At 58.1% G+C, this 23,970-nt stretch carries 21 protein-coding genes and 1 pseudogene; 16 read left to right on the top strand and 6 right to left on the bottom strand.

The annotated features are described in order from the left end of the window. Position 1: 1 nt before the first annotated feature. Positions 2-943, bottom strand: coding sequence for a glutathione S-transferase family protein (locus PZBJ_RS12640; RefSeq protein ID WP_101762754.1), 942 nt, complete (start codon positions 941-943; stop codon positions 2-4). Between the two features lie 99 nt (positions 944-1,042). Continuing rightward, on the bottom strand, positions 1,043-1,942 hold the full coding sequence (locus PZBJ_RS12635; RefSeq protein ID WP_101762753.1) for a LysR family transcriptional regulator: 900 nt from the start codon (positions 1,940-1,942) through the stop codon (positions 1,043-1,045). A 195-nt stretch (positions 1,943-2,137) separates the two neighbouring features. Between PZBJ_RS12635 and PZBJ_RS12630 the strand changes: the two genes are divergently transcribed. Further along, positions 2,138-3,262: a GNAT family N-acetyltransferase gene (locus PZBJ_RS12630; RefSeq protein ID WP_101762752.1), complete on the top strand. Its 1,125-nt coding sequence runs from the start codon at positions 2,138-2,140 to the stop codon at positions 3,260-3,262. Here the strand turns inward: PZBJ_RS12630 and PZBJ_RS12625 are convergent. Next, positions 3,259-5,091 carry an ABC transporter ATP-binding protein gene (locus PZBJ_RS12625; RefSeq protein ID WP_101762751.1) on the bottom strand — a complete coding sequence of 611 codons (1,833 nt, stop codon included), beginning with the start codon at positions 5,089-5,091 and terminating at the stop codon, positions 3,259-3,261. The genes PZBJ_RS12630 and PZBJ_RS12625 overlap by 4 nt on opposite strands. A 64-nt stretch (positions 5,092-5,155) precedes the next feature. Between PZBJ_RS12625 and PZBJ_RS12620 the strand changes: the two genes are divergently transcribed. Next, positions 5,156-5,650 (top strand): GNAT family N-acetyltransferase, encoded by a 495-nt coding sequence (locus tag PZBJ_RS12620; RefSeq protein ID WP_101762750.1) that lies wholly within the window; start codon positions 5,156-5,158, stop codon positions 5,648-5,650. Positions 5,651-5,732: 82 nt separating this feature from the next. Here PZBJ_RS12620 and PZBJ_RS12615 read toward each other — a convergent pair whose 3' ends face one another. Then, positions 5,733-6,647, bottom strand: coding sequence for a sugar ABC transporter substrate-binding protein (locus PZBJ_RS12615; RefSeq protein WP_101762749.1), 915 nt, complete (start codon positions 6,645-6,647; stop codon positions 5,733-5,735). Positions 6,648-7,058: 411 nt separating this feature from the next. Here PZBJ_RS12615 and PZBJ_RS12610 point away from each other — a divergent pair, with 411 nt between their 5' ends. The 10 genes from PZBJ_RS12610 to PZBJ_RS12565 all read left to right on the top strand — a co-directional run bounded on the left by PZBJ_RS12610 (position 7,059) and on the right by PZBJ_RS12565 (position 18,422). Continuing rightward, positions 7,059-8,450, top strand: coding sequence for an MFS transporter (locus PZBJ_RS12610; RefSeq protein WP_101762748.1), 1,392 nt, complete (start codon positions 7,059-7,061; stop codon positions 8,448-8,450). 123 nt (positions 8,451-8,573) lie between these two features. Further along, the gene (locus PZBJ_RS12605; RefSeq protein WP_101762747.1) at positions 8,574-8,882 is read left to right on the top strand and encodes a type II toxin-antitoxin system RelE/ParE family toxin; all 309 of its coding nucleotides are present in this window, start codon (positions 8,574-8,576) and stop codon (positions 8,880-8,882) included. A 43-nt stretch (positions 8,883-8,925) separates the two neighbouring features. Then, the gene (locus tag PZBJ_RS12600; protein ID WP_101762746.1) at positions 8,926-9,258 is read left to right on the top strand and encodes a HigA family addiction module antitoxin; all 333 of its coding nucleotides are present in this window, start codon (positions 8,926-8,928) and stop codon (positions 9,256-9,258) included. A 156-nt stretch (positions 9,259-9,414) separates the two neighbouring features. Then, a complete protein-coding gene (locus tag PZBJ_RS12595) occupies positions 9,415-10,578 on the top strand; it encodes an HD-GYP domain-containing protein (RefSeq protein WP_101762745.1) in 1,164 nt (387 codons plus the stop codon). Between the two features lie 109 nt (positions 10,579-10,687). Then, positions 10,688-10,777, top strand: a complete 90-nt coding sequence (gene kdpF / locus PZBJ_RS12590; protein WP_081113208.1) for a K(+)-transporting ATPase subunit F — start codon at positions 10,688-10,690, stop codon at positions 10,775-10,777. Then, positions 10,777-12,456 carry a potassium-transporting ATPase subunit KdpA gene (kdpA, locus tag PZBJ_RS12585; protein WP_101762744.1) on the top strand — a complete coding sequence of 560 codons (1,680 nt, stop codon included), beginning with the start codon at positions 10,777-10,779 and terminating at the stop codon, positions 12,454-12,456. Before kdpF ends, kdpA begins: the two co-directional genes overlap by 1 nt. A gap of 7 nt (positions 12,457-12,463) precedes the next feature. Continuing rightward, complete coding sequence (gene kdpB / locus PZBJ_RS12580) at positions 12,464-14,512, top strand: potassium-transporting ATPase subunit KdpB (protein ID WP_101762743.1); 2,049 nt, start codon at positions 12,464-12,466, stop codon at positions 14,510-14,512. A gap of 11 nt (positions 14,513-14,523) precedes the next feature. Then, a complete protein-coding gene (kdpC, locus tag PZBJ_RS12575; RefSeq protein ID WP_101762742.1) occupies positions 14,524-15,096 on the top strand; it encodes a potassium-transporting ATPase subunit KdpC in 573 nt (190 codons plus the stop codon). Between the two features lie 89 nt (positions 15,097-15,185). Then, positions 15,186-17,858, top strand: coding sequence for a two-component system sensor histidine kinase KdpD (kdpD, locus tag PZBJ_RS12570; protein WP_101762741.1), 2,673 nt, complete (start codon positions 15,186-15,188; stop codon positions 17,856-17,858). Positions 17,859-17,912: 54 nt separating this feature from the next. Further along, on the top strand, positions 17,913-18,422 hold the full coding sequence (locus PZBJ_RS12565) for a TIGR00645 family protein (protein WP_101762740.1): 510 nt from the start codon (positions 17,913-17,915) through the stop codon (positions 18,420-18,422). A 30-nt stretch (positions 18,423-18,452) separates the two neighbouring features. Here the strand turns inward: PZBJ_RS12565 and PZBJ_RS12560 are convergent, their stop codons facing one another. After that, on the bottom strand, positions 18,453-19,394 hold the full coding sequence (locus PZBJ_RS12560; protein WP_101762739.1) for a LysR family transcriptional regulator: 942 nt from the start codon (positions 19,392-19,394) through the stop codon (positions 18,453-18,455). A 92-nt stretch (positions 19,395-19,486) separates the two neighbouring features. Between PZBJ_RS12560 and PZBJ_RS12555 the strand changes: the two genes are divergently transcribed. From PZBJ_RS12555 to PZBJ_RS12540, 4 genes are all read left to right on the top strand, one after another. Beyond that, positions 19,487-20,692: an MFS transporter gene (locus tag PZBJ_RS12555; protein WP_101762738.1), complete on the top strand. Its 1,206-nt coding sequence runs from the start codon at positions 19,487-19,489 to the stop codon at positions 20,690-20,692. Between the two features lie 53 nt (positions 20,693-20,745). After that, positions 20,746-22,095 carry a cation:proton antiporter gene (locus tag PZBJ_RS12550; protein WP_101762737.1) on the top strand — a complete coding sequence of 450 codons (1,350 nt, stop codon included), beginning with the start codon at positions 20,746-20,748 and terminating at the stop codon, positions 22,093-22,095. Between the two features lie 26 nt (positions 22,096-22,121). Then, positions 22,122-22,469 carry a hypothetical protein gene (locus tag PZBJ_RS12545; RefSeq protein ID WP_101762791.1) on the top strand — a complete coding sequence of 116 codons (348 nt, stop codon included), beginning with the start codon at positions 22,122-22,124 and terminating at the stop codon, positions 22,467-22,469. Between the two features lie 274 nt (positions 22,470-22,743). After that, on the top strand, positions 22,744-23,640 hold the full coding sequence (locus PZBJ_RS12540) for an alpha/beta hydrolase (protein WP_101762736.1): 897 nt from the start codon (positions 22,744-22,746) through the stop codon (positions 23,638-23,640). Here the strand turns inward: PZBJ_RS12540 and PZBJ_RS12535 are convergent. Then, positions 23,641-23,850 (bottom strand): annotated as a pseudogene (locus PZBJ_RS12535) (hypothetical protein); the annotation flags it as partial. Positions 23,851-23,970 lie beyond the last annotated feature (120 nt).

The raw sequence follows: 23,970 nt of genomic DNA, 5'->3' as shown, positions 1-23,970 counted from the left end.
CTTATAAATCGTAGGCCGCCATATCCGGGCCAACCGGCACAATGCCGTTGGGATTCAGCGCTTTAATTGAATAATAGCCCTGCTTGATGTGATCGATATTCACCGTCTGACGCACGCCAGAGACCGAAAGCATACTCTTTAGATAACGATCGAGCAGCGGATAGTCGCGCAGGCGGCGCAGGTTGCATTTAAACAGGCCGTGATAGGCGGCGTCAAAGCGCACCAGCGTGACGAACAGGCGGATATCCGCTTCGGTTAAGCGCTCGCCGAGCAGGAAAGTACGGCCATCCTGCAAGCGCAGCTCCAGCTCATCCAACTGGCTGAACACATCGTTAAACGCCTGCTGATAACTCACCTGCGTGGTAGCAAAACCGGTGCGATAGACGCCGTTATTCAGGCGCGGATAGATCGATTCGTTCAGCGCGTCGATCTCTGCGCGCAGATCTTCGGGATAAAGATCGATGCGATCGTCCGCCAGCGCGCCAAAGCCGCAGTTCAGCATGCGCAGGATATCGGCTGACTCATTATTGACGATGGTTTGCGTCTTTTTGTCCCACAGCACCGGCACGGTGGCGCGGCCGGTGAAATCGGCATCGGCACGGGTGTAGAGTTCGTGAAGGTATTCGGCTTTATTCAGCCAGTCGCGATCTGCGCCAGGATAATCACCGAAGCGCCAGCCTTGCGCGCCGAGCTGCGGCTCAACCACCGACACGCTGATGACCTTATCCAGCCCTTTCAGACTGCGCGCCAGCAGCGTGCGCGAGGCCCACGGACAAATCAGCGCTACATAGAGGTGATACCGATCCGGCTCGGCAGCGAATGCGCTGGAACCATCTGCGCTAATCCAGTGACGAAAACGGGATGTCTGGCGCACAAATCCGCCTTGTTGATCGGTGGCTTGCACCGGATGCCACTCTGCACTCCACTTACCGTTAACCAGCATCGTCTTCTCTCCTCAGTGTTGATGAAGTGAGCATACAGCGCTGCTGGTTGGGTGATAATCCGGGCAAAATGGCTTTCATTGCTTCCAAATTGGAAGGAATCAGCCGGGCGGATGGTGCTGGAAATGGGCGGCGAGGAAATCGATCAGCAGCCGGGTTTTCTGCGCCAGATGACGCGCCGGCGGATAGAGCGCGAACAGGCCCATGGGCGGCGTGGCGAATTCCTCTAATAGCGAGACGATTTCACCTCGCTGCAGGGCGGGTGCGGCAATAAAACCTGGTAGCCGCGCAATGCCCAATCCGGCGATCGCTGCTTGCAAACAGGCTTCGGTATTGGAGAAACAGAGACGACCGCGAATCGGCATGCTGACGCTGTCGCCGCACGGCGTCACGAACGGCCAATGCCAGGGATCGCGGAAGTTGGTATCGCTGATGCACTGATGTGTCGCCAAATCGCGCCAGTGCTGCGGCGTGCCGTGTTGCAGCAGATAACCGGAAGACGCCGCCACGCGAATCGGCACATCGCCAAGGCGGCGCGCGATTAGGCTGCTGTCATCAAGCTTGCCGATGCGAATCGCCATATCAAAGCCTTCATCGACGATGTTAACTGCACGATCGGAGAAGTTCACGTCGAGTTCGATCTGCGGATAATGACGCGCGAACTCCACCAGCACGCTGGCCAACACCGCAGTACCAAAGGTACCGGGCGCGCTGATTTTCAGGCGGCCGCTCGGCGTAGTGGCGCTGTCGCGCACCGTGGCATCCAGCGTATCAAAGGCTTCCAGCAGGGTTTTTACCCGCTCGTAATAGGCGCGACCGATTTCGGTGGGCGAGAGCGCGCGCGTGCTGCGTTTAAACAGCTGCACGCCGAGTTCATGCTCCAGCCGGGAGACCAGCTTCGACGCCTGGCCGCTGCTGGTGCCGAGGCGTTCGGCAGCGCCGGCGAAGCTGCCCACTTCCAGCACGGCGACAAACATGCGGTCACAATCGAGGCGATCCATGGCGTTTCCTGACGGCTAAAAAGCCTGAGTATACACATGCCTAAAGGGCGCGCGATAAATGGCGCCGCTACGGAACTATCCACAGGTCGGTTGCGGGCACAAAGCAAGGTATACACATTCAGTGCGCTGCACCTTTTCCCACGCGGGAAAACCTGTTGAACTAGGTGCCTGCTTTCATCAGGCCGGGAGCCGTGAATGTCTTTGCTACATCTGTCATCGCTGGCGGAGATTGCCGCCGTCGAATGGGATGCGCTGTTACCTGACGATCAACCGTTTTTACGCCACGCATTTCTCTTGTCACTTGAAGAGAGCGGCAGCGTGCGGCCCGAAAACGGCTGGCAGACGGATCACCTGCTGTGGCGCGAAAACGGCACGCTGCGTGCGGCGCTGCCGGGCTATCGCAAACGCCATTCGCGCGGTGAATATGTGTTCGACCATGCGTGGGCGGATGCCTGTCAGCGCGCCGGTATTCCTTACTATCCGAAATGGCTGGGCGCGATTCCGTTCAGTCCGGTGACTGGCGCACGCCTGCTGGGCGATGAAGAAGCGGTGCTGAAACTGCTCAGCGTGCTGCCGGATAACCTCTATCAACACGGTCTGAGCGGCGCGCACATCAACTTCACCACGCCGTTCGCCAACCACATTATGCAGCAGCAGCCAGACTGGCTTGAACGCCTCGGCTTGCAGTATCACTGGCACAACAAAGGCTATCGCGATTTTCAGGATTTCCTCGACACGCTGATGTCGCGCAAGCGCAAACAGCTGCGCAAAGAGCGTGAGCAGGTGATGAGCAGCGGCTTTGAATTCAGCTGGTATCGCGGCGATGAGCTGCGCGAGGATCAGTGGGATTTTGTTTACACCTGTTATGCCAACACTTACGCGGTGCGCGGCCAGCGGCCCTATCTGAGCCGCCACTTCTTTAGCCTGCTGGCGGAGCGCATGCCGCATTCGATTCGCGTGGTGATCGCGACGCTACAAGGGCAACCGGCAGCGATGGCATTCTGCTTAATGGACGGCAACACGCTGTACGGCCGCTATTGGGGCTGTCTGGCGGAGTTTGATCGGCTGCATTTTGAAACCTGCTTCTATCAGGGCATGGATTTCGCCATCGCGGAAGGTGTGCAGCGTTTTGATGCGGGCGCGCAGGGCGAGCATAAGCTGGTGCGCGGCTTTGAGCCGCACATTACCCACTCGTGGCACTATCTGTGTCATCCCGGTTTGCGCGATGCGGTGGCGGATTTTCTGCTGCAGGAACGGGAAGGCGTGCGCGGCTGGGCAATTGAAGCGCGCGACGCCTTACCGTATCGGCGTGGTGATTAATCCGCGCCGACAAAACCGCCGGTCTGATGCTGCCACAGGCGCGCGTAAAGTCCGCCGTGCGCCAGCAGTTCGCGGTGGTTGCCCATCTCGACAATCTCACCCTGCTCCAGCACCACCAGACGATCCATTTTGGCGATAGTGGAAAGACGGTGCGCGATAGCAATCACCGTTTTGCCCTGCATCAGCGTTTCCAGGCTCTCCTGAATCGCCGCTTCCACCTCGGAATCCAGCGCCGAGGTGGCTTCGTCCATGATCAGAATCGGCGCATCTTTCAGCAGCACGCGCGCGATGGCGATACGCTGACGTTGACCGCCCGACAGCTTCACGCCGCGCTCGCCCACGTGCGCATCCAGCCCGGTGCGGCCTTGCGGATCAGAAAGCAGCGGAATGAACTCGTCGGCGCGCGCGCGGATAATCGCCGCCTGCAACTCCTCTTCCGTCGCATCCGGACGACCATACAGCAGGTTTTCGCGAATTGAGCGATGCAGCAGCGACGTGTCCTGCGTGATCATGCCGATTTGTCCGCGCAGGCTTTCCTGCGTCACTTCAGCGATGTTCTGATCGTCAATCACAATACGGCCGCTGTTGATGTCATACAGCCGCAGCAGCAGATTCACCAGGGTGGATTTACCGGCCCCGGACGGGCCAATCAAACCGATCTTCTCGCCCGGCTTGATGTTGAGGTTGAGGCGATTGATCACCTGACGACTGCCGCCATAATCAAAGCGCACATCCTCAAAACGAATCTGGCCGCGCGTCACCTGCATGTTTTTCGCGTTCGGCTCATCCTGCACGCTCAGCGGCTGCGCGATGGTGTTCAGGCCATCCTGCACCATGCCGATGTTTTCGAAGATGCCGTTCACCACCCACATGATCCAGCCGGACATGTTCACCAGACGGATCACCAAACCGGTCGCCAGCGCAATCGCGCCAACGCTGATCAGCGACTGGCTCCACAACCACAGCGCCAGGCCGGAGGTGCTGACAATCAGCAAGCCATTCAGCGTCGAGAGCGTGATATCCATGGTGGTGACCATGCGGCTGGCGTGCTGGGTTTTGTCGGTTTGCTCCTGAATGGCTTCGCGCGCGTAACGCTTCTCCAGATCGTTATGCGAAAACAGTTTGATGGTGGCGATGTTGGTGTAGCCGTCGACAATGGTGCCCATCAATTTCGAGCGCGCTTCCGATGACACCACCGAACGCTGTTTAACGCGCGGCACAAAGAAGCTCAGCGACACGCTGTAAGCCACAATCCAGATCATCAACGGAATCATCAAGCGCCAGTCGGCTTCGGCGAACAGCACCAGCGAGGTCACCGCGTAAATCACCACGTGCCAGATGGCGTCCACCAGCTGTACCGCCGAATCACGCAGCGAGTTACCGGTCTGCATGATGCGCTGGGCAATGCGCCCGGCAAAATCGTTCTGGAAGAAATTCAGGCTTTGACGCAGCACGTAGTTGTGATGCTGCCAGCGGATCATGCTGGTCATGCTCGGGTTAATACTTTGATGTACCAGCATATCGTGCGCAGCAATCACCACCGGCCGCAGAATCAGCGCGACAAAACCCATCCACAGCAATATTTGCCAGTTATCGCTGAACAGCGAAGCGGGCGTCGAGTGATTAACCAGGTCAATGATGCGGCTGAGATAGCTGAACAGCGCCACTTCGATCAGCGCCTGCGCCAGCCCGACAATCAGCAGCGCGACAAAGCTCGGCCACACCTGACGCAGATAGTAGAAGTAGAACGGCCAGACGCTGGCGGGTGGGGAATCGGTTGGCGCATCCTGGAAAATATTGATAAAACGTTCAAAACGGCGATACAACATAGAATCACTCTTCCCGAAATGGTGAGAGTTAACAGCTTAGTGCATGTGAAAAGGGATTACCGACATGGATTTACACATTCGCGGTCGTGAGCCGGGCGATGCCGCCGCCTACCAACGCCTATACAGCCATCCTGACGTTTATCGCTGGACCACGCAGTTGCCGTGTCCGAGCATAGCGACCTGGCAGAAAAAATTCGAAAAGATGGATGAGCTGGGATACATCGGCTTTGTTGCGGAGATTGAGGGTGCGATGGTCGGTGAGCTCACGCTGTTTGTCGAACAGCGTCCGCGTACGCGTCACAGCATTAGTTTTGGTATCAGCGTCGATCCGGCGTTTGGCGGGCGCGGCATTGGTGAAAAGCTGATCCGCCACGCGATGGATTACGCCTTCAACTGGCTCGGCATCATGCGTATTGAGCTGGAAGTGTTCCACGATAACCAACGCGCGCTGCGCCTGTATCAAAAGCTGGGCTTCGAGCGCGAGGGCGTGAAGCGCAAAGCCTGCCTGCGCGACGGCGAATATCACGATATCGTGCAGATGGCTAAACTAAAAAACTGATGGGTTTTGCGCAATAAATTGCGCCGCTACGGAATTGTGCACGCATTCGTAGCGGTGCGATTCATCGCGCGAATTTGACCTTTTACTGACTCTTCTCAACGTACTTCTGCATATTCTCTTTGGTCACCAGCTCGAACGGGATCCACACGTGTGAATCCACTTTCTCGCCTTTGATCAGCTTCTGTGCCACATCCACCGACGTTTTGCCCTGGCCGACCGCATCCTGGAAAACCGTGACCTGAATTTTGTCCTGCGACAGCGCTTTCAGGCCGTCTGGCGTAGCATCGATACCGCCAATCAGCACCTTTTTATTGCTTTTGGCCAGCGCCATGGCCGCGCCAATCGCCATCTCATCATTATTAGCCGCAACGATATCAATCGCTTCATCGTTGCCCAGCCAGCTATTCATCAAATCCATGCCTTCATTGCGCGCGTAGTTAGCGGGCTGTTTCTGTACCACTTTCATGCCGGGATATTTCGCCACCACTTGCTCAACGTCTTTGGTGCGTTGCAGCGCACCGGCGTCGGTCAGGTTACCGATCATGATCGCCACATTGCCTTTGTAGTTAGCCCTTTTCGCCAGCGCTTCCATCTGCAAGGTGCCGGATTCACGCTCGTCGGAGCCGACAAACACCACGCCGGCCGGCAGCGATTTATCGCCTGGCGTGCGGTTGACGTACACCAGCGGAATTTTTGCCTGCTGCGCCAGCCTGGTGAGCTGCGGCGTGCTGGCGGAATCGACCGGATCGACGATGATCGCATCCATGCCCGCACCGATAAAACTCTGCACCTGATCGGTCTGACGTCCCACATCGCCGCGTGCATCTTCAAACTGAATATCAAGCCCACGCGCTTTGGCTTCTTTATCAATCGACTGGCGAATAATGGTGAGGAAGTTTTGATCGAAGTAGGCCATCGACACGCCAATTTTTTCCGCCAGCGCCGAGGCTGACGTTGAGAGCAGGCCGAGCAACACAATCGCCTTGAGGGTTTTCATCGCAGACTCCAGAGTAAGCTTGTTATTAGAATGAATGTTTCATTGAGTTTAAAAATGGCTCAATGAAATCATTTTCAGCCTACGAGGCCGCCACCCGGCTGACAATCGGCAAGGTTGGATTTTGCAGCTAAGCGCACACTTTGCTCTCGGGTGCGTCTTTCCTTCGCGCACTCATAGTTGCACTGCGAAGGATTTTCTTAGAGTTGGCGCACATTGCGGTGCAACAGCCTGATGATTTTTGAGGTTCTGTGCAGCACAGCACCTCACTTTGTGCCAGCGGCTAAATCTGGCGCTATTTTGCCCCATCGATTCCGCCATTCGCACAATGACCATGGATGAAACTGCTTCCTATAGTTGCTGAACAGGGAAATAAAGCGGTATTCCGGCACGTTCATTTGAGGAATTCAGCCCATGCTAAAAGCCAATCATCGTCCACAGAACAGCCACGTACGCGTTGGGATCCTTTGCCTGATCCTGTTTCTTTCCGTGGTGGCGTATGCCGACCGCTCGATCCTGTCGATCTCAGGATCGGCGATCAAAGATGAGTTTGGACTTTCGGCGATCCAGCTTGGCTTGATCCTCTCGGCGTTTAGCTGGGCCTATGTGATCGGCCAGATCCCCGGCGGCCTGTTTCTCGATCGCTTTGGCACCAAAAAAGTGTATGGCGTGACGCTGGCGCTGTGGTCGATCTCCACGTTGCTGATGGGTTTTGTCGGCGAGTTCTCCAGCGGCATGACCATGGCGCTCACGCTGATGTTTGCGCTGCGTTTCGCGCTGGGCCTGATTGAAGCACCGAGTTTTCCCGCCAATGCGCGCGCAGTGATCATGTGGTTCCCCAGCGCTGAACGCGGCCGTGCTTCTTCACTCTTTGCCTCGGCGCAATATTTTGCCGTCGCCATCTTTTCGCCGCTTTCCGGCTGGCTGGTGTCGCGCTTCGGCTGGGAATGGCCGTTCTTTGTGCTGGGCGGCATTGGCGTGCTGGCGGTGTTTGTCTGGATGGGCTTTATGCGCAGCCCGCGCCAACATCCGCAGGTCTCGGAAAATGAATTGCGCTACATTGAGCAGGGCGGCGCGCTGGTTGATATCGATTCGGCACAAACGCTAAAAGCGCGTCCGCCGTTGAGCAAAGCAATGTTCAGGAAGCTGCTCAGCAACCGCATGCTGTGGTGCGCCTATATCGGCCAATATTGCATCATCGCGTTGAGCTACTTCTTCATCACCTGGTTCCCGATCTATCTGGTGCAGGCGCGCGGCATGAATATTCTTGATGCCGGTTTTGCCACCATCGCACCGGCGGTATTTGGTTTCCTCGGCGGCATCAGCGGTGGCTATATCTCTGATAAGTTGCTGGCAAGCGGCTGGAGTTTATCCTGGGCGCGTAAAACGCCGTATATTGTCGGCATGCTGATGGCGGCATCGCTGGTTCTGGCGGCGGTGATCCCCAGCAACGTCGGCATTATCGCCATGATGTCGTTCGCCTTCTTTGGTAAAGGCGTGGCGGCGGGCGCCGGAACCTGGACGATTGTCAGCGATACCGCACCGAAAGAAGCGGTTGGCCTTGCGGGCGCGATTTTTAACGGCATCGGCAATATGGCGGGTTTTATCACGCCGCTGCTGTTCGGCATCATCGTCGGCTTAACCGGCAGCTACAGCATCGGGCTGGTGTTTGTCGGCGCGCACTGCGTGGTTGCTGCACTGCTGTTCCTGCTGGTGATGGGACCGATTGAACGCGTTGGTGCGGAGCAGAACCCTGCTGCCTCTTATGAAAATCCGGAGAAAGCGCGCGGTATTAAAGCGGTTTAATCATCGGCTCATAAATTTTTGGAATCCCGATCTGAAATTCGTTATGATGTTAAAAAATGCACTTGAGCACAGTGCGTTAGTGCAATAAGTTGCCCACCATGTTTACATCAGGTGTGGTAGTAGATGAAGGGTTCAATTCACAGTTTCAGGGACGATTGGCTGCGATTATTTTTTGTTTATGCAACACCGCATAAGCATATCCCGGCCATGATTGAGTCCGCATTGGCGCGCAAGCTCGACATCATCCATGCCGCAACATCGCATCATGATTTGCGTTCACCACCGGGTAATCGCTTTGAGGCCTTAAGACCTCCGCTATTGGGATATTATTCAATACGGATAAATGAGCAGTATCGACTAATTTTTCAATGGGTTAATGGCACGGCAAGAGATCTCTATCTCGATCCACACACTTATCGTAAACACCGCTAGCAGCCACTTGTGGCCAACTGCTAACCGTTAAAGAGAAGCAACAATGAAACAGGCGATGCGTAAACCGACCAGCGTTGGCGATGTTCTGCAGTACGAGTTCCTCGAGCCGCTTAACCTCAAAGTGAATGACCTGGCAGAGATGTTGAACGTGCACCGCAATACAGTCAGTGCATTGGTGAATAACAACCGTAAACTGACCACCGAAATGGCCTATAGGCTGGCAGCTGTTTTCGATACTTCAGTCGATTTCTGGCTGAATCTGCAGCGCCATTTGGATCTATGGGAAGTGGAAAACGATGCCAGAACACAGGAAGAGTTGAGCAGGGTAACGCCGTTAAGTGCCTTTCTGGCGCAGCGTTCAGCGGTTGTAGCCTAAAATCATGGTCGCCATAAATGGCGATCCAACGTCGTAAAATTCGCATTTATACGTACCTCGCGCGCAAACCTCACCGATCGCACAAATCCACTCTGAAGATTTTTTGCTCAGCTGCCGATACCTCCTTACCACCCACTGATATTAAGGAGCGATATCGTGATAAAGCTGATTAATGTTGACGAACTGCGGCAGGGAATGTTTATCCACAAACTGGAGGTTTGGTGGGTCAAAGATAAGCGCATTCGCAACCAAATGCTGATCACTGATAAACGCCAGATCGCGATGATCCGCAATGAGGGGATCCTGCAGTTATGGATCGATCTCGACAAATCGGTACAGGCACCCGTCACGCCTGCGCCGAAAAAAGAGATTCCTCAAACCCCGTTTTTCCAGGAGATGGATCAGGCGCAAAGCATCTTCAATCAGGGGAAACCGCAGGTGCTGGCGATGTTTAACGAGGCGCGCATGGGACAAGGCCTCGACCTCGATTACACCCTTGATCTGGTTGATCAAATTGCCGGTTCGATCACCCGCGAACCCACGGCGCTGCTGAGCGTGGCGCGCCTGAAGAATCACGACGATTACACCTATCTGCACTCAATGGCGGTGTGCGGTTTGATGATCTCGCTCGGCAAAAAAATGGGCCTCGATGAGCATCAGCTGCGGCGCGTTGGTATGGGCGGTTTGCTGCATGATGTGGGTAAAGCCGCAGTGCCGCTGGAGATTCTCAACAAACCCGGCAAGCTCAGCGATGAAGAGTTCACCGTGATGCGTCAGCATCCGATCGTGGGCGCGCAGATGTTAATGGACGCCAATGCCGGTGAAGATCTGCTGGATATCGCCCTGCATCACCATGAAAAGTATGACGGCAACGGTTATCCGCACGGACTGAAAGGCGACGAAATCTCACTATATGCGCGCATGGCATCGGTGTGCGACGTCTATGATGCCGTCACCTCGAATCGTCCTTATCGCAAAGGCTGGACGCCTGCCGAAGCGATGCACAACATGTTGAGCTGGCGTGGACACTTCGACAACACGCTGTTGCACGCCTTCGTACGCACCATCGGCATTTATCCGGTGGGATCGCTGGTGCGACTGGCTTCCGGGCGCGTGGCGCTGGTGGTACAGGCTGGCGAAAAATCGCTGCTCAAGCCCAAAGTACATGTGTTCTGGTCGCTGCACGCGCAGCGCGAAGTGAAACCGGAAGCGCTCGATCTTGGCGACAGCTTCTGCACCGACAGCATCACCGGCGCGGAAGACAGCGGCTTATGGCAGAACATCGATCTGAACCGCATCTGGGCGTTAGAAAGCGCTTAATTCTTCACCATTTTTATACTTTATTTACGCCCGCTTCCCGCCTTTTTACCTCTTCTTTATGCCGCGCCGCGCATGCTTGCAGCACTACCTAAATCCTCTGGAGGTTGCTGTGAGCGTGGGCGTGATAGCCGGCATCGTGCTGGTGTTTGTTCTTCTGGGCTACCTGATTTATGCCCTACTTAATGCGGAGGCATTCTGATGGCGGCGAATGCATTTATGCTAATTGCGGTGTTTCTGCTGGTACTGATGGTGCTGGCACAACCGCTGGGACGTTATCTCGCCCTGTTTGTCGCTGACAAGCCGCTGCTGCCGCGCACCGAAGGCGCGCTGTGGCGACTGGCCGGTGCCGACGGCGATGCCATGCGCTGGCCGCACTATCTGCTGGCGATTCTGCTGTTTAACGCGCTGGGTTTTGCCTTGCTGCTGCTGATGTTGATGACGCAGGCTGCGCTGCCGCTGAACCCGCAGCATCTGCCTAATCTCAGCTGGGATCTGGCGCTCAATACCGCTATCAGCTTCGTCACCAACACCAACTGGCAATCCTACGCCGGGGAAAGCACGCTGAGCTATTTCAGTCAGATGGCGGGCCTCACGGTGCAGAACTTCCTGTCGGCGGCGACCGGTATCGCCGTGGCGTTTGCGCTGATTCGTGGTTTTGCCAACCGTTCGCTGGATACGCTCGGCAACGCATGGCGTGACCTGACGCGCATTACCCTTTACGTGCTGCTGCCGATCAGCCTGGTTATCGCGTTGTTCTTCGTCAGCCAGGGCAGCATTCAAACCTTCGAACCGTACCATGCGCTCACCACGCTGGAAGGCGCGCAGCAGACGCTGCCGCTCGGGCCGGTGGCATCGCAGGAAGCGATCAAAATGCTCGGCACCAACGGCGGCGGTTTCTTCAACGTTAACTCGGCGCATCCGTTCGAAAACCCGACGGCGCTAACCAACTTCGTACAGATGCTGAGCATCTTCCTGATCCCGGCGGCGCTCTGTTTCACCTTTGGTCAGCATCTGGGCGATCGTCGTCAGGGCCACATGCTGCTGTGGGCGATGACCATCATGTTTGTGCTGGCGGTCATCGCCGTGATGTGGGCCGAACTGCGTGGTAATCCGCACTTCATCGCGCTCGGCGCAGACAGCGCCATCAACATGGAAGGCAAGGAGACGCGCTTCGGCATTCTCAACTCCAGCTTGTTTGCGGTGATCACCACGGCGGCGTCGTGCGGTGCGGTTAACGCCATGCATGACTCCTTCACCGCGCTCGGCGGCATGGTGCCGATGTGGTTGATGCAGCTGGGTGAAGTGGTGTTCGGCGGCGTCGGTGCTGGCCTGTACGGCATGCTGCTGTTCGTGCTGCTCGGCGTGTTTATCGCCGGGTTGATGATCGGTCGCACGCCAGAGTACATGGGCAAAAAAATCGACGTGTGGGAGATGAAGATGACCGCGCTGGCGATCCTGGTGACGCCAACGCTGGTGCTGCTCGGCACCGCGCTGGCGATGATGACCGACGCCGGTCGCGCCGGTATGGCCAATCTTGGTATTCATGGCTTCAGCGAAGTGCTGTACGCGGTTTCCTCGGCATCCAATAACAACGGCAGCGCCTTTGCCGGACTGAGCGCTAACACGCCGTTCTGGAACCTGCTGCTGGGCTTCTGCATGTTGGTGGGCCGTTTCGGCATCATCTTTCCGGTGCTGGCGATTGCCGGTTCGCTGGCGGCGAAGAAAATTCAGCCAGTCGGCAACGGCACGCTGCCAACGCACGGCCCGCTGTTTATCGCGCTGCTGATTGGCACCGTCTTGCTGGTGGGCGCATTGACGTTCATCCCCGCGCTGGCATTGGGCCCGGTCGCGGAACATCTGCAATTAATTCAGGGATAACGGAATCATGAGTCGTCAACAACTGGCGCTATTTGATGCGGCGCTAACCCGCGTTGCCATGCTGGATGCGCTGAAAAAACTCGATCCACGCGTGCAGTTCCGCAACCCGGTGATGTTTTTGGTGTGGATCGGCAGCGTGCTGACCTCGGTATTGGCGGTGGGCATGGCCAGCGGCGCGCTCAGCGGTAACGCGGGCTTTACCGCCGGCGTCGCCATCTGGCTGTGGTTCACCGTGCTGTTCGCCAACTTCGCCGAAGCGCTGGCGGAAGGGCGCAGCAAGGCGCAGGCCAACAGCCTGAAAGGCATCAATAAAACCAGCGATGCGAAAAAACTGGCCGAAGCGCGCTACGGCGCTGCGTGGCACAACGTGGCGGCCGATACGCTGCGCAAAGGCGATGTGGTGCTGGTGGAAGCCGGTGACATCATTCCGTGCGACGGCGAGGTGCTGGAGGGCGGCGCATCGGTGGATGAGAGCGCCATCACCGGTGAATCCGCGCCGGTGATCCGTGAATCGGGCGGGGATTTCTCCTCGGTGACCGGCGGTACGCGCATTCTTTCCGACTGGCTGGTGATTCAGTGCAGCGTCAATCCGGGTGAAACTTTCCTCGACCGCATGATTGCGATGGTGGAAGGCGCGAAACGCCGCAAAACGCCGAACGAAGTGGCGCTGACCATTCTGCTGGTGTCGCTGACAATTGTGTTCCTGCTGGCGACCGCCACGCTGTGGCCGTTCTCAGCGTATGGCGGCACGCCAGTCAGCATCACGGTGCTGGTGGCGCTGCTGGTGTGTTTGATCCCGACCACCATCGGCGGCCTGCTGTCGGCCATCGGTGTGGCGGGCATGAGCCGCATGCTGGGCGCGAATGTTATCGCCACCAGCGGCCGAGCGGTGGAAGCGGCGGGCGACGTCGATGTGCTGATGCTGGATAAAACCGGCACCATCACACTCGGCAACCGTCAGGCGACGCAGTTCCTGCCTGCGCCGGGCGTCAGCGAACAGCAGCTGGCCGATGCGGCGCAGCTGGCGTCGCTGGCCGATGAAACGCCGGAAGGGCGCAGCATCGTGGTGCTGGCGAAGCAGAAATTTAACCTGCGTGAGCGTGACTTGAGCAGCATGGGGGCGAGCTTCATTCCCTTCTCGGCGCAAACGCGCATGAGCGGCGTAAACGTGCAGGATCGTCTGATACGCAAAGGCGCGGTCGATGCGGTTCGTCGCCACATTGAAGCCAATCATGGCCGCTTCCCGTTAGAAGTGAATGCCGCCGTCGAAGAAGTGGCGCGCGCTGGCGGCACGCCGCTGGTGGTGGCCGAAGGCGCGCAGGTGCTGGGCGTGGTGGCGCTGAAAGATATCGTCAAAGGCGGCATCAAAGAGCGCTTTGCCGAGCTGCGCAAGATGGGCATCAAGACGGTGATGATCACCGGCGATAATCCGTTAACTGCGGCGGCGATTGCGGCGGAAGCCGGCGTCGATGACTTCCTGTCTGAAGCGACGCCGGAAGCCAAGCTGGCGCTGATTCGTCAGTATCAGGCCGAAGGGCGCTTAGTGGCGATGACCGGCGACGGCACCAACGACGCACCGGCGCTGGCGCAGGCCGACGTGGCGGTGGCGATGAACTCGGGAACCCAGGCGGCGAAAGAGGCCGGCAACATGGTCGATCTCGACTCGAATCCGACCAAACTGCTGGAAGTGGTGCACATCGGCAAACAGATGCTGATGACGCGCGGCTCGCTCACCACCTTCAGTATCGCCAACGACGTGGCGAAGTATTTCGCCATTATTCCGGCCGCGTTTGCCGCCACCTATCCGCAGCTCAACATGCTCAACGTGATGGGGCTGCATTCGCCGAACTCGGCGATTCTGTCGGCGGTAATTTTTAACGCGCTGGTGATTGTGTTCCTGATCCCGCTGGCGCTGAAAGGCGTGAGTTATCGTCCGCTGAGCGCGGCGGCGCTGCTGCGTCGCAACCTGTGGATTTACGGTGCGGGCGGATTAGTGGTGCCGTTTATAGGTATTAAAGCCATTGACCTGCTGCTAACGCTGCTTGGTCTGGCTTAAGGAGAAGAGAAATGAGTCAGTTACGTCCGGCTATTGTATTGTTACTGGTGCTTACGCTGCTCACCGGCGCGGTCTATCCGCTGCTGACCACCGGTCTGGCGCAGTGGTGGTTCCCATCGCAGGCCAACGGTTCGCTGATTGAGCAGGATGGCGCGGTACGCGGTTCCGAGCAGATTGGGCAAATGTTTAATCAGCCGGGCCACTTTTGGGGCCGACCTTCCGCTACCGGCGATGCGCCTTATAATGCGTTGGCCTCCAGCGGCAGCAATCTGGCAGGCAGCAATCCGGCGCTGGATAAAGCGGTAGCGGAACGCGTCGCCGCGCTGCGTGCGGCGAATCCGCAAGCGCCCAAAGCGGTGCCGGTGGAGTTGGTCACCGAATCGGCGAGCGGATTAGATCCGGATATTTCGCCAGAAGCTGCGCTGTGGCAGGCACCGCGCATCGCCGCCGCGCGCAAGATGGCGCTGAAAGATGTCGAGGCGCTGATTGTGCGCCACACCGAGCGCCCGCTGCTGCCGTTTGTTGGCGAAGAGACGGTAAACGTGCTGCGCCTGAATCTGGCGCTGGATGATTTACAAGGATAAACACCTCGCGCAATGCATTGCGCCGCTACGGTATATGCACGCAATCGTAGCGACGCGATTTATCACGCTGTTTTTACGATGGACGATCGATGAACGACGAAATTGCCCGCCCCGATCCCGATGCGCTGCTGCTGAACCACAGCGACAGCCATCGCGGTAAGCTGAAAATCTACTTTGGCGCCTGTGCGGGCGTGGGCAAAACGTTCGCCATGCTGCAGGAGGCGCAGCGCCTGCGGGCGCAAGGTCTCGACGTGTTAGCCGGCGTGGTAGAGACCCACGATCGTGCAGAGACCGCCGCGCTGCTCATCGGGCTGGCGCTGTTGCCACGGCGTACCACCGGCCGTTCGCGCCATGCCGAATTCGATCTCGATGCCGCGCTGGCGCGCCATCCGGCGGTGATCCTGATGGATGAACTGGCGCACACCAACGTGCAGGGTTCGCGTCATCCCAAGCGCTGGCAGGACATTGAAGAGCTGCTCGAAGCGGGCATTGACGTCATCACCACCGTTAACGTCCAGCATCTGGAAAGCCTGAATGATGTGGTCGGCGGTGTCACCGGCATTCAGGTGCGTGAAACCGTACCCGATCCCTTCTTTGATAGCGCCGACGAAGTGGTGCTGGTGGATCTGCCGCCGGACGATCTGCGTCAGCGGCTGAAAGAGGGCAAAGTCTACGTCGGCGACCGCGCCGAACGCGCCATCGAAAACTTCTTCCGTAAAGGCAATCTGTTCGCGCTGCGTGAGCTGGCGTTGCGTCGTACCGCCGATCGCGTGGATGACCAGATGCGTGCCTGGCGCGATCGGCAAGGCCGCGACAAAGTGTGGCACACGCGTGACGCCATTCTGCTGTGCATCGGCGACGATACCGGCAGCGAAAAGCTGGTGCGCACCGCCGCGCGTTTAGCGGCGCGGCTCGGCAGCGAATGGCACGCGGTGTATGTGGAAACGCCGCGCCTCAATCGGCTGCCGGAAGCGCGCCGTCGCGCCATTTTACGCACGCTGCAACTGGCGCAGGAACTTGGCGCTGAAACCGCCACGCTCTCCGATCCCGATGAAGCGCGCGCGGTGCTGCGTTACGCGCGCGAGCACAATCTCGGTAAAATCGTGACCGGCCGTCAGCCACAACGGCGCTGGCGGCGCGACAGCTTTGCCCAGCGCCTCGGCGAACTCGGCCCGGATCTCGATTTGCTGGTGGTGGCGCTGGATGAACCGGTGCGCGATGCGCCGCATCCGCTCAGCGGCCAGCGCGCCAGCAACGAAAAATGGCGGCTCTATCTGCGCGGCTGTGTGATGGCGCTGCTGCTGTGTATTTTGGTCACCGGCGTCGGCCGCTGGCTGCTGGTGGCGTTTGATCCCGCCAACAGCGTGATGATTTATCTGCTGGCGGTGGTGCTGGTGGCGCTGCGCTATGGCCGCTGGCCATCGGTGTTCGCCACGGTGATCAACATCATCGCTTTCGACCTGTTCTTTGTCGCGCCTACCGGCACCGTGGCGGTGTCGGATTTGCAGTATCTGGTGACCTTCGCGGTGATGCTGGCGGTGGGCGTGATTGTTGGGAATCTGACAGCGGGCGTGCGCTATCAGGCCAAAGTGGCGCGCTACCGTGAACAGCGCGCGCGGCATCTGTATGAGATGGCGAAAGCGCTCGGCAGCGATTTGACGCCGCAGGATATCGCCACCACCAGCCAGCGCATCATCGATGTCACCCTGCAGGCGCGCAGTTTACTGCTGCTGCCGGATGAGCAGGGCGAGCTGCAAACCGTGGGCGATACCGCGATCGGTACGCCGCCGGATCTGGCCATCGCCAAATGGAGTTACAGCAAAGGCCAACCGGCGGGCGCGGGCACCGATACCTTGCCGGCGGTGCCGTACCAGATTCTGCCGCTGAAAAGTGGTAATCACTGTCGCGGCTTGCTGGTGGTGGAACCGGAAAACCTGCGTCAGCTGATGATCCCCGAGCAGCAGCGTTTACTGGAAACCTTCACCGTGTTGATTGCTAACGCGCTGGAACGCATGGCGCTGTCGCACAGTGAGGCGGCGTCGCGGCTGGCCGCCGAGCGCGAGCAGCTGCGCAATGCGCTGCTGTCAGCGCTGTCGCACGACCTGCGCACGCCGCTGACGGTGCTGTTTGGTCAGGCGGAGATGCTGATGCTCGATCTCGCCAGCGAAGAGTCGAAGTATGTCGACCAGGCCAATCAGATTCGTGAACAGACGCTGAGTACCATTCGGCTGGTGAGTAACATGCTGGATATGGCGCGCATACAATCCGGCGGACTCAATCTGCGCGAAGAGTGGGTGGCGCTGGATGAGGTGATTGGCGGCGCGCTGAGCAGCATGGGCCCGTCGCTGAAGGGCCATGAATTTATCCTCGAATTACCCGAGATGGTGCTGATCAAAGGCGACAGCGCCATGCTGGAGCGCGTGTTTACCAATCTGATCGAAAACAGCCTGAAATACGCAGGCAACGCGGCGCAGCACGGTATTCGGGCGTGGCGCGATCGCGATCGGTTGGAGATTGCGGTGTGGGACAGCGGTCCCGGCATCGCGCCGGAGAACCTCACGCGTATTTTTGACAAGTTTGCGCGCGGTGATAAAGAGTCGGCGGTGCCGGGCGTCGGCTTGGGTTTGGCGATCGGTAAAACCATTATCGAATCCCATCGCGGGCGCATCTGGGCGGAGAATCGGCCGGAAGGCGGCGCGGTGTTCCGTTTGTCATTGCCGCTGCCCGCCGCGCCTGAAATTTCTGAAGAAGGGCTGAAATAACTTCACATAAGTTCGGTTATACTCGCCCACTTGTCTGTTGATTAATGGGAACTTATGGAACGTTTTATCGAAAACCTGATGTATTCATCGCGCTGGCTGCTGGCTCCGGTTTACATGGGACTTTCGTTGGGCCTGCTGGCGCTGACCATCAAATTCTTCCAGGAAATTTTTCACCTGTTGCCGCACGTCTTCAGCATTGCGGAGAACGATTTGATTCTGCTGCTGCTGTCGCTGGTGGATATGACGCTGGTCGGCGGTTTGCTGGTGATGGTGATGCTCTCGGGTTACGAGAACTTTGTCTCCAAGCTGGATATTGATGAGCACAGAGAGAAGCTGAGCTGGCTCGGTAAAATGGACTCCGGCTCGTTGAAAAACAAAGTCGCGGCCTCGATTGTGGCGATTTCGTCGATTCACCTGCTGCGTATCTTTATGGACGCGCGCAACATCGAAAACGATAAGCTGATGTGGTACGTGATTATCCACCTGACGTTTGTGCTGTCGGCCTTTGTAATGGGCTGGCTGGATAATATGTCGAAGGGGGATAAGAAAGCGGTGAAGATGTGATGAACCAGGTCGCCATGAATGGCGACCTTTTCATTTCCTCGCCGGCGTCGCTGGCTGCGTCCCCGCTAACTTCGGCATCACGTCCCGAATCATGGCGAAAAACTTCTGTAACCGCGCCGGATAGTAGCTGGCCCACGGATAAGTCAGCCACACCGGCAGCGGCGGCGCTTGCCACTCCGGCAACAGCTGAATCAAATCCCCTTTCGCTAAATCCTCCTGCACCACCCACGATGACACCACCGCCGCGCCCATCCCGGCAACGGCGGCTTTGCGCACCGCGTATAAACTGTCGCTGGCGAGGCGCGGGGCAATCGCCAGATTCACCGGCTGACCATCGTTAATACGCTGCAGGGCGATTTCGTTGCGATAAAAACTGGTCAGCGCCAGCCAGGGCAGGTTGGTGAGCTGCGAGACGTCCTCAACCGGCGGATGGGCGGCCAGCAGCGACGGTGCCGCCACCACAAAGCGCGGCACTTCCGCCAGCAGCACCGCCACGATGGACGCATCGCTGGGCGCACCGACCTGAATGGCGCAGTCGATGTTTTCGCTGATGAAGTCTGGCGTGCGGTCATTCAGCGTCCACTCCACGTTTAAGCGTGGATAGCGATGCAGATAATCAATCAGCGGTTCAATTAGCTGATCCTGACCAAACGCATGCGGCGCCCGCACGCGCAGCGTGCCAATCGGGTCGTCGCTGGCGCCGGTGAGATCATCCTCCAGCGCGTGCCAGGTCGCGACCAGCTGACGCGCCTGCGCATAACAGCGTTCGCCATCGTCGGTGAGTTTCAGCGCATGCGTGGTGCGCATAATCAGTTTGAGACCAAGCCGCTGCTCAAGCGCCTGCAGCCGTCGGCTGATGGTGGGCTGCGTGGTGCCGAGCTGGGCGGCGGCGGCGGAGAGCGAGCCGCTCTCGACGATGCGAATAAAGGTCTGCATCAGTTCGATACGATCAAGGCTGGATGGGTTGTTCATACGCACCGCGCATAACAGTTCTGTGTTTGAGCAGTCTACCGCGTATGGCGGCAACGCGCTTTAATAAGCGCACTTTCACGGGGGAATCCACTATGTCAGCTATATCAACGTCAGCCATGCCAGCTGAAAAACTGCCCGCGCCGCTGGTCTTTACGCTCGCGGCCGGTGCCGGACTCAGCGTCGCATCGATTTACTACAGCCAGCCGATGCTGGATATCATCAGCAAACAGTTCAACGTCGGCATCGGCAGCGTCGGCATGGTGCCAATGCTGACGCAAGCCGGTTACGCGCTGGGCATTTTGCTGCTGGCCCCGCTCGGCGACCGCCACGATCGCCGTACCATTATTCTGATTAAAGGTTTGCTGCTGGTTGCCGCGCTGCTGCTGTGTGGCTTCTCGGGCGGATTGAACGCCTTGCTGATCGCCAGCTTCGTCACCGGTTTAACCGCCACCGTGGCGCAGGACATCGTGCCCGCTTCAGCGGCGTTAGCGCCGGAGCGCAGCCGCGGCAAAATCGTCGGCACGGTAATGACGGGATTGCTGGTGGGGATTTTGCTGTCACGCGTGGTAAGCGGCGTGGTGGCGGAGTATTTCGGCTGGCGCACCATGTACATGATTGCGGCGGCGGCGGTGTTGCTGATTAGCGTGGCGCTGTGGCGCGTGCTGCCGCGCTTTACGCCGGGCACGTCGGTGAGCTATCCGCGTTTGCTGCTGTCGCTGGCGCATCTGTGGCAGCACCATCAAACGCTGCGCCGCGCCGCGCTGGCACAAGGGTTGTTGTCGGTGGGCTTTAGCGCCTTCTGGTCAACGCTGGCGTTGATGCTGAGTCAAAACTTCCATCTGGATAGTGCGGTCGCTGGCGCATTCGGCCTCGCTGGAGCCGCGGGCGCTTTAGCCGCGCCGTTAGCGGGCAGCGTGGCGGATCGCATCGGTCCGGCGCGTGTTACGCAGTACGGTGCCACGCTGGTAATGGTGTCGTTCGCGCTGATGTTCCTGCTGCCGCTGCTGCCGATGCCGGCTCAGCTTGGTCTGATTATCATCAGCACCATCGGTTTTGATTTGGGGGTGCAGGCCACGCTGGTGGCGCATCAGACGCTGGTTTACAGCCTGGCGCCAGAAGCACGCAGCCGCCTTAACGCCTTGATGTTTACCGTTGTTTTCATCGGCATGGCGACCGGCGCGGCGCTGGGTAGCCTGGCGCTGGCACATTGGGGCTGGACCGGCGTGGTTGCACTCGCAACATTGGCCGCTGCGCTTGCCCTGATGATTCGCCTCGCAAGCCGTCATCTGAAAAACTGATCGCCTAACATGTGCCAGGCTTAAAGGAGAATGTTATTTAAAAACGGAGCGTTATGAATTTCCTGGCCTGGACCGCCGCCACCGGCGGTCTTTTACTTCTTATGTCACTGGCTTCCGGTTGGATACACCGCGGGCCAGTGACCTCATTTGGTCTCTACCTGTTCGCGGGCATTCTGTGTGGCCCGTGGATGCTCAATCTGCTGCAAGTCGACATCATCGGTCACGCCAACCTCGCCGCACATCTCACCGAAATCGCGATGGCAGCCTCGCTGTTTATCACCGGGCTGAAACTGCGCTTGCCGCTCAACGCGCATGCGTGGCGGCTTGGCGTCAGGCTGGCGTTTCCCGCGATGCTGCTCACCGTCGGCAGCATGACGGTGCTGGTGCACTGGATCACCGGCTTTGACTGGGCGATGTCGCTGGCGTTTGGTGCCATTGTCGCGCCGACCGATCCGGTGCTCGCCAGCCTGATTTCAGTGAACGATGCGCGTGATGACGATGCCCTGCGCGTAGCGCTCTCCAGCGAAGCGGGCATGAACGACGGCTCGGCGCTGCCGCTGCTGATGCTGGCGATTTTGCTGTTGCAGCCGGGCGAACTCAGCACCGCTGCGCTCGGTGAATGGTTCGCCAAAGATGCGCTGTGGGCGATTGGTGGCGGGCTGGGAATCGGCTTTGCGCTGGGCTGGTTGATCGGCCAGCTGGCGACGCATTTACGTACCGCCAATCAGGATCTGGCACCCAACGATCTGTTCGCACTGGCGCTGATTGCGCTCAGCTATGCCGCCGCGCAGTCGGTGGATGCGTCGGGCTTCCTCGCCACCTTTGCGGCCGGCGTCGGTTTACGTCGTGCGGAATTGCGCGTGGTGAAGCACTATCCGCAAGATGAGATGTCTGAAGAGGAGCGTTTCTTACCGGCAGAAGCGCGCGTGAATACCGGTCAGCGGATGGCGCAGGGCAGCAGCGGCATGGTGAAATCGGTGGGTTTGGTGATCGGCGATGCGCTCTCCTTTGGTGATACTATCGAGCGTTTGCTGGCGGCGGGCATGATGGTGGTGCTCGGTATTACGCTGGCGCAGCACTGGAATCTCACCGGCATTGGCCTGGCGCTACTGCTGTTTGTGGTGGTGCGCCCGCTGGCGGTGTGGATCACCACATGGCGCTGCGATATTCCGTTGATGCGACGCTTGCTAATTGGCTGGTTGGGTATTCGCGGCATCGGCAGTATCAATTATATTGCCTATGCATGGGTGCACGGCATGCGTGGACCGCAGGCGGAGCAGATGGTGGATATGGCGCTGACGTTAGTGGTGTGCAGCATTGTGTTGCACGGCATCACGGTCACGCCATTGTTAAACTGGCGTGCCGCACGTCAGGCCGCCCGCGCCGAACAGAATGAAAAATGATTTATTGGAAATTATTGGAGCCTATTATGAAAGCGTTATTACTCGCCCTCGTTGGGCTGTCGCTGTCGGCCGGTGCGTTGGCTGCCGACGGCGACAATAATCAGGAAGAGAATGTTTATGCCAGCCAGCTGTGTCATCTGGTGAGCAGTGAAAAGAAGACCAGCGATTTAGATGGCTACACCGAGAAGCTGAAGTCGCAACTCGCGGCCAGCCAGTCTTCTTCGGCCATGCAGCAGCCTGAATTCAATGAAGAAATCGCCCAGGAAGTGATTAGCGCGTGGCTGGAGTTGGGCGAGGATGAGCGCGGCAAACTGCGTAAAGATCAGCAGCAGTGCGAACAAACGGTAATGACCCAGTTCCAGCAACAGGACTAATACCCGTCATACTTCAAGCTGCAGGTGCGTTGGCTGCGTGTGTTCACCCCAGTCACTTACTTTTGTAAGCTCCTGGGGATTCACACCCTTGCCGCCTTCCTGCAGCTCGAATTATTTAGGGTATTCGAAAAAGCTCGCGCCTTTTTAGGCGCGTTTTTTATGGCTTTTTTGTACGATTTACGTACATAATCGCCAACGTCGAAATCAGACACGCGTCACATAATGAGATTCAGCTGTTGAAGCTGGCATTTTTTGCATACTGGCACTGGGCAAGATGATTACACGTCGTCACTTTTTGTTGGCTACTGGAGCAACCGTTCTCTCGATGACCACGGGCAAGCTGTTTGCCCGCGATGACGTCATTCCGTTGTGGCCCGACGATCCGCCGGGCGGCGGCGGTCCTTCCGGCTTGCTTAAAGTGAATTCGCACGGCTCCTGGACCAATATCGTTTCACCCGCGATTCAGCGTTTCCGCCCGGAAAATCCCAACGGCGAAGCGGTGATTGTGGCCGCGGGCGGCGGCTATCGTTTTATCGGCATGGGCCGCGAAGCCTGGCCGGTAGCGCGCTGGCTTAATGCCAACGGTTATACCGTGTATGTGCTCAGCTACCGTTTGCCGGGTGAGAAGTGGCAGGCGGGCAATCTGGCACCGCTGCAGGACGCGCAGCGCGCCATTCGTCTGGTGCGTTCGATGGAGCGCAAAGTGCATGTGCTGGGCTTTTCTGCCGGTGGCCATCTACTTGGCATGGCGGCGGCGCGTCCGGATTTCGAATCCTATCCGGCGCAGGATCCGCTTGACCAGATCAGGCCGAAGGTGGATAGCGTTGGCCTGATTTATCCGGTGATCACCCTTGAAGCGCCATATCAGCACACCAACACGCATCTGATGATGGTGGGGAAAAACGCCACGCCAAGCCAGGAAGCCAACTGGTCAGTGCAAAATTACGTCACACGTCACTATCCCCCGACGTTCCTCGCGCAGGCCGAGGACGATCGCACCTCCAATCCTCATAATACTGAACTGATGCGCGATACCTGCCGCCGCATGCGCGTGCCGGTTGAGCTGATTGAGCTCAGCAGCGGCGGTCACGGTTTTGGTCTCGGCAAAGCGGGCACGCCTGCCGCATTGTGGGATCAGGCGTATGTGCGTTGGTTGGATAATCAGAGCTGATTACGTCAAATTGAAATGCGCATCCGGCTGCAGTGGTTCCGGTAGCGGCATATCGCCATTCATCGCTTTCAAATTGCGTTCGATAGTGACGCACAGCGCATCGAGCGGCAGATGATTCGGTGCGGTGCCAAACGGATGTTCCAGCTCCTCCGCCAGCGCTTCCAGCGATAAAAAGGTGTAGGAGATAAACATCGACACCAGCGGCGTCATCAGCAGGTTAAGTGACAGGCGGAACACGATGTTGCTGAGCACCGATCCATGCCAGTCAAACAGCCGGAGAAACCAGTGTTGGTGAGGACGTACGATCATTTTGCGATGGTGTATTTTTTA

Source organism: Pantoea endophytica (assembly GCF_002858935.1).
In the GTDB taxonomy this organism is placed as follows: domain Bacteria; phylum Pseudomonadota; class Gammaproteobacteria; order Enterobacterales; family Enterobacteriaceae; genus Pantoea; species Pantoea leporis.
Note: the sequence above shows the minus strand (reverse complement) of the source record. Positions and strands in the feature narration are given on the sequence as shown.

What these genes read in the sequence shown, in the direction of transcription:
- PZBJ_RS12640 (WP_101762754.1), bottom strand. Translation starts at nt 943, where the DNA reads ATGCTGGTTAACGGTAAGTGGAGTGCAGAGTGGCATCCGGTGCAAGCC.
- PZBJ_RS12635 (WP_101762753.1), bottom strand. Translation starts at nt 1,942, where the DNA reads ATGGATCGCCTCGATTGTGACCGCATGTTTGTCGCCGTGCTGGAAGTG.
- PZBJ_RS12630 (WP_101762752.1), top strand. Translation starts at nt 2,138, where the DNA reads ATGTCTTTGCTACATCTGTCATCGCTGGCGGAGATTGCCGCCGTCGAA.
- PZBJ_RS12625 (WP_101762751.1), bottom strand. Translation starts at nt 5,091, where the DNA reads ATGTTGTATCGCCGTTTTGAACGTTTTATCAATATTTTCCAGGATGCG.
- PZBJ_RS12620 (WP_101762750.1), top strand. Translation starts at nt 5,156, where the DNA reads ATGGATTTACACATTCGCGGTCGTGAGCCGGGCGATGCCGCCGCCTAC.
- PZBJ_RS12615 (WP_101762749.1), bottom strand. Translation starts at nt 6,647, where the DNA reads ATGAAAACCCTCAAGGCGATTGTGTTGCTCGGCCTGCTCTCAACGTCA.
- PZBJ_RS12610 (WP_101762748.1), top strand. Translation starts at nt 7,059, where the DNA reads ATGCTAAAAGCCAATCATCGTCCACAGAACAGCCACGTACGCGTTGGG.
- PZBJ_RS12605 (WP_101762747.1), top strand. Translation starts at nt 8,574, where the DNA reads ATGAAGGGTTCAATTCACAGTTTCAGGGACGATTGGCTGCGATTATTT.
- PZBJ_RS12600 (WP_101762746.1), top strand. Translation starts at nt 8,926, where the DNA reads ATGAAACAGGCGATGCGTAAACCGACCAGCGTTGGCGATGTTCTGCAG.
- kdpA (WP_101762744.1), top strand. Translation starts at nt 10,777, where the DNA reads ATGGCGGCGAATGCATTTATGCTAATTGCGGTGTTTCTGCTGGTACTG.
- kdpB (WP_101762743.1), top strand. Translation starts at nt 12,464, where the DNA reads ATGAGTCGTCAACAACTGGCGCTATTTGATGCGGCGCTAACCCGCGTT.
- kdpC (WP_101762742.1), top strand. Translation starts at nt 14,524, where the DNA reads ATGAGTCAGTTACGTCCGGCTATTGTATTGTTACTGGTGCTTACGCTG.
- kdpD (WP_101762741.1), top strand. Translation starts at nt 15,186, where the DNA reads ATGAACGACGAAATTGCCCGCCCCGATCCCGATGCGCTGCTGCTGAAC.
- PZBJ_RS12565 (WP_101762740.1), top strand. Translation starts at nt 17,913, where the DNA reads ATGGAACGTTTTATCGAAAACCTGATGTATTCATCGCGCTGGCTGCTG.
- PZBJ_RS12560 (WP_101762739.1), bottom strand. Translation starts at nt 19,394, where the DNA reads ATGAACAACCCATCCAGCCTTGATCGTATCGAACTGATGCAGACCTTT.
- PZBJ_RS12555 (WP_101762738.1), top strand. Translation starts at nt 19,487, where the DNA reads ATGTCAGCTATATCAACGTCAGCCATGCCAGCTGAAAAACTGCCCGCG.
- PZBJ_RS12550 (WP_101762737.1), top strand. Translation starts at nt 20,746, where the DNA reads ATGAATTTCCTGGCCTGGACCGCCGCCACCGGCGGTCTTTTACTTCTT.
- PZBJ_RS12545 (WP_101762791.1), top strand. Translation starts at nt 22,122, where the DNA reads ATGAAAGCGTTATTACTCGCCCTCGTTGGGCTGTCGCTGTCGGCCGGT.
- PZBJ_RS12540 (WP_101762736.1), top strand. Translation starts at nt 22,744, where the DNA reads ATGATTACACGTCGTCACTTTTTGTTGGCTACTGGAGCAACCGTTCTC.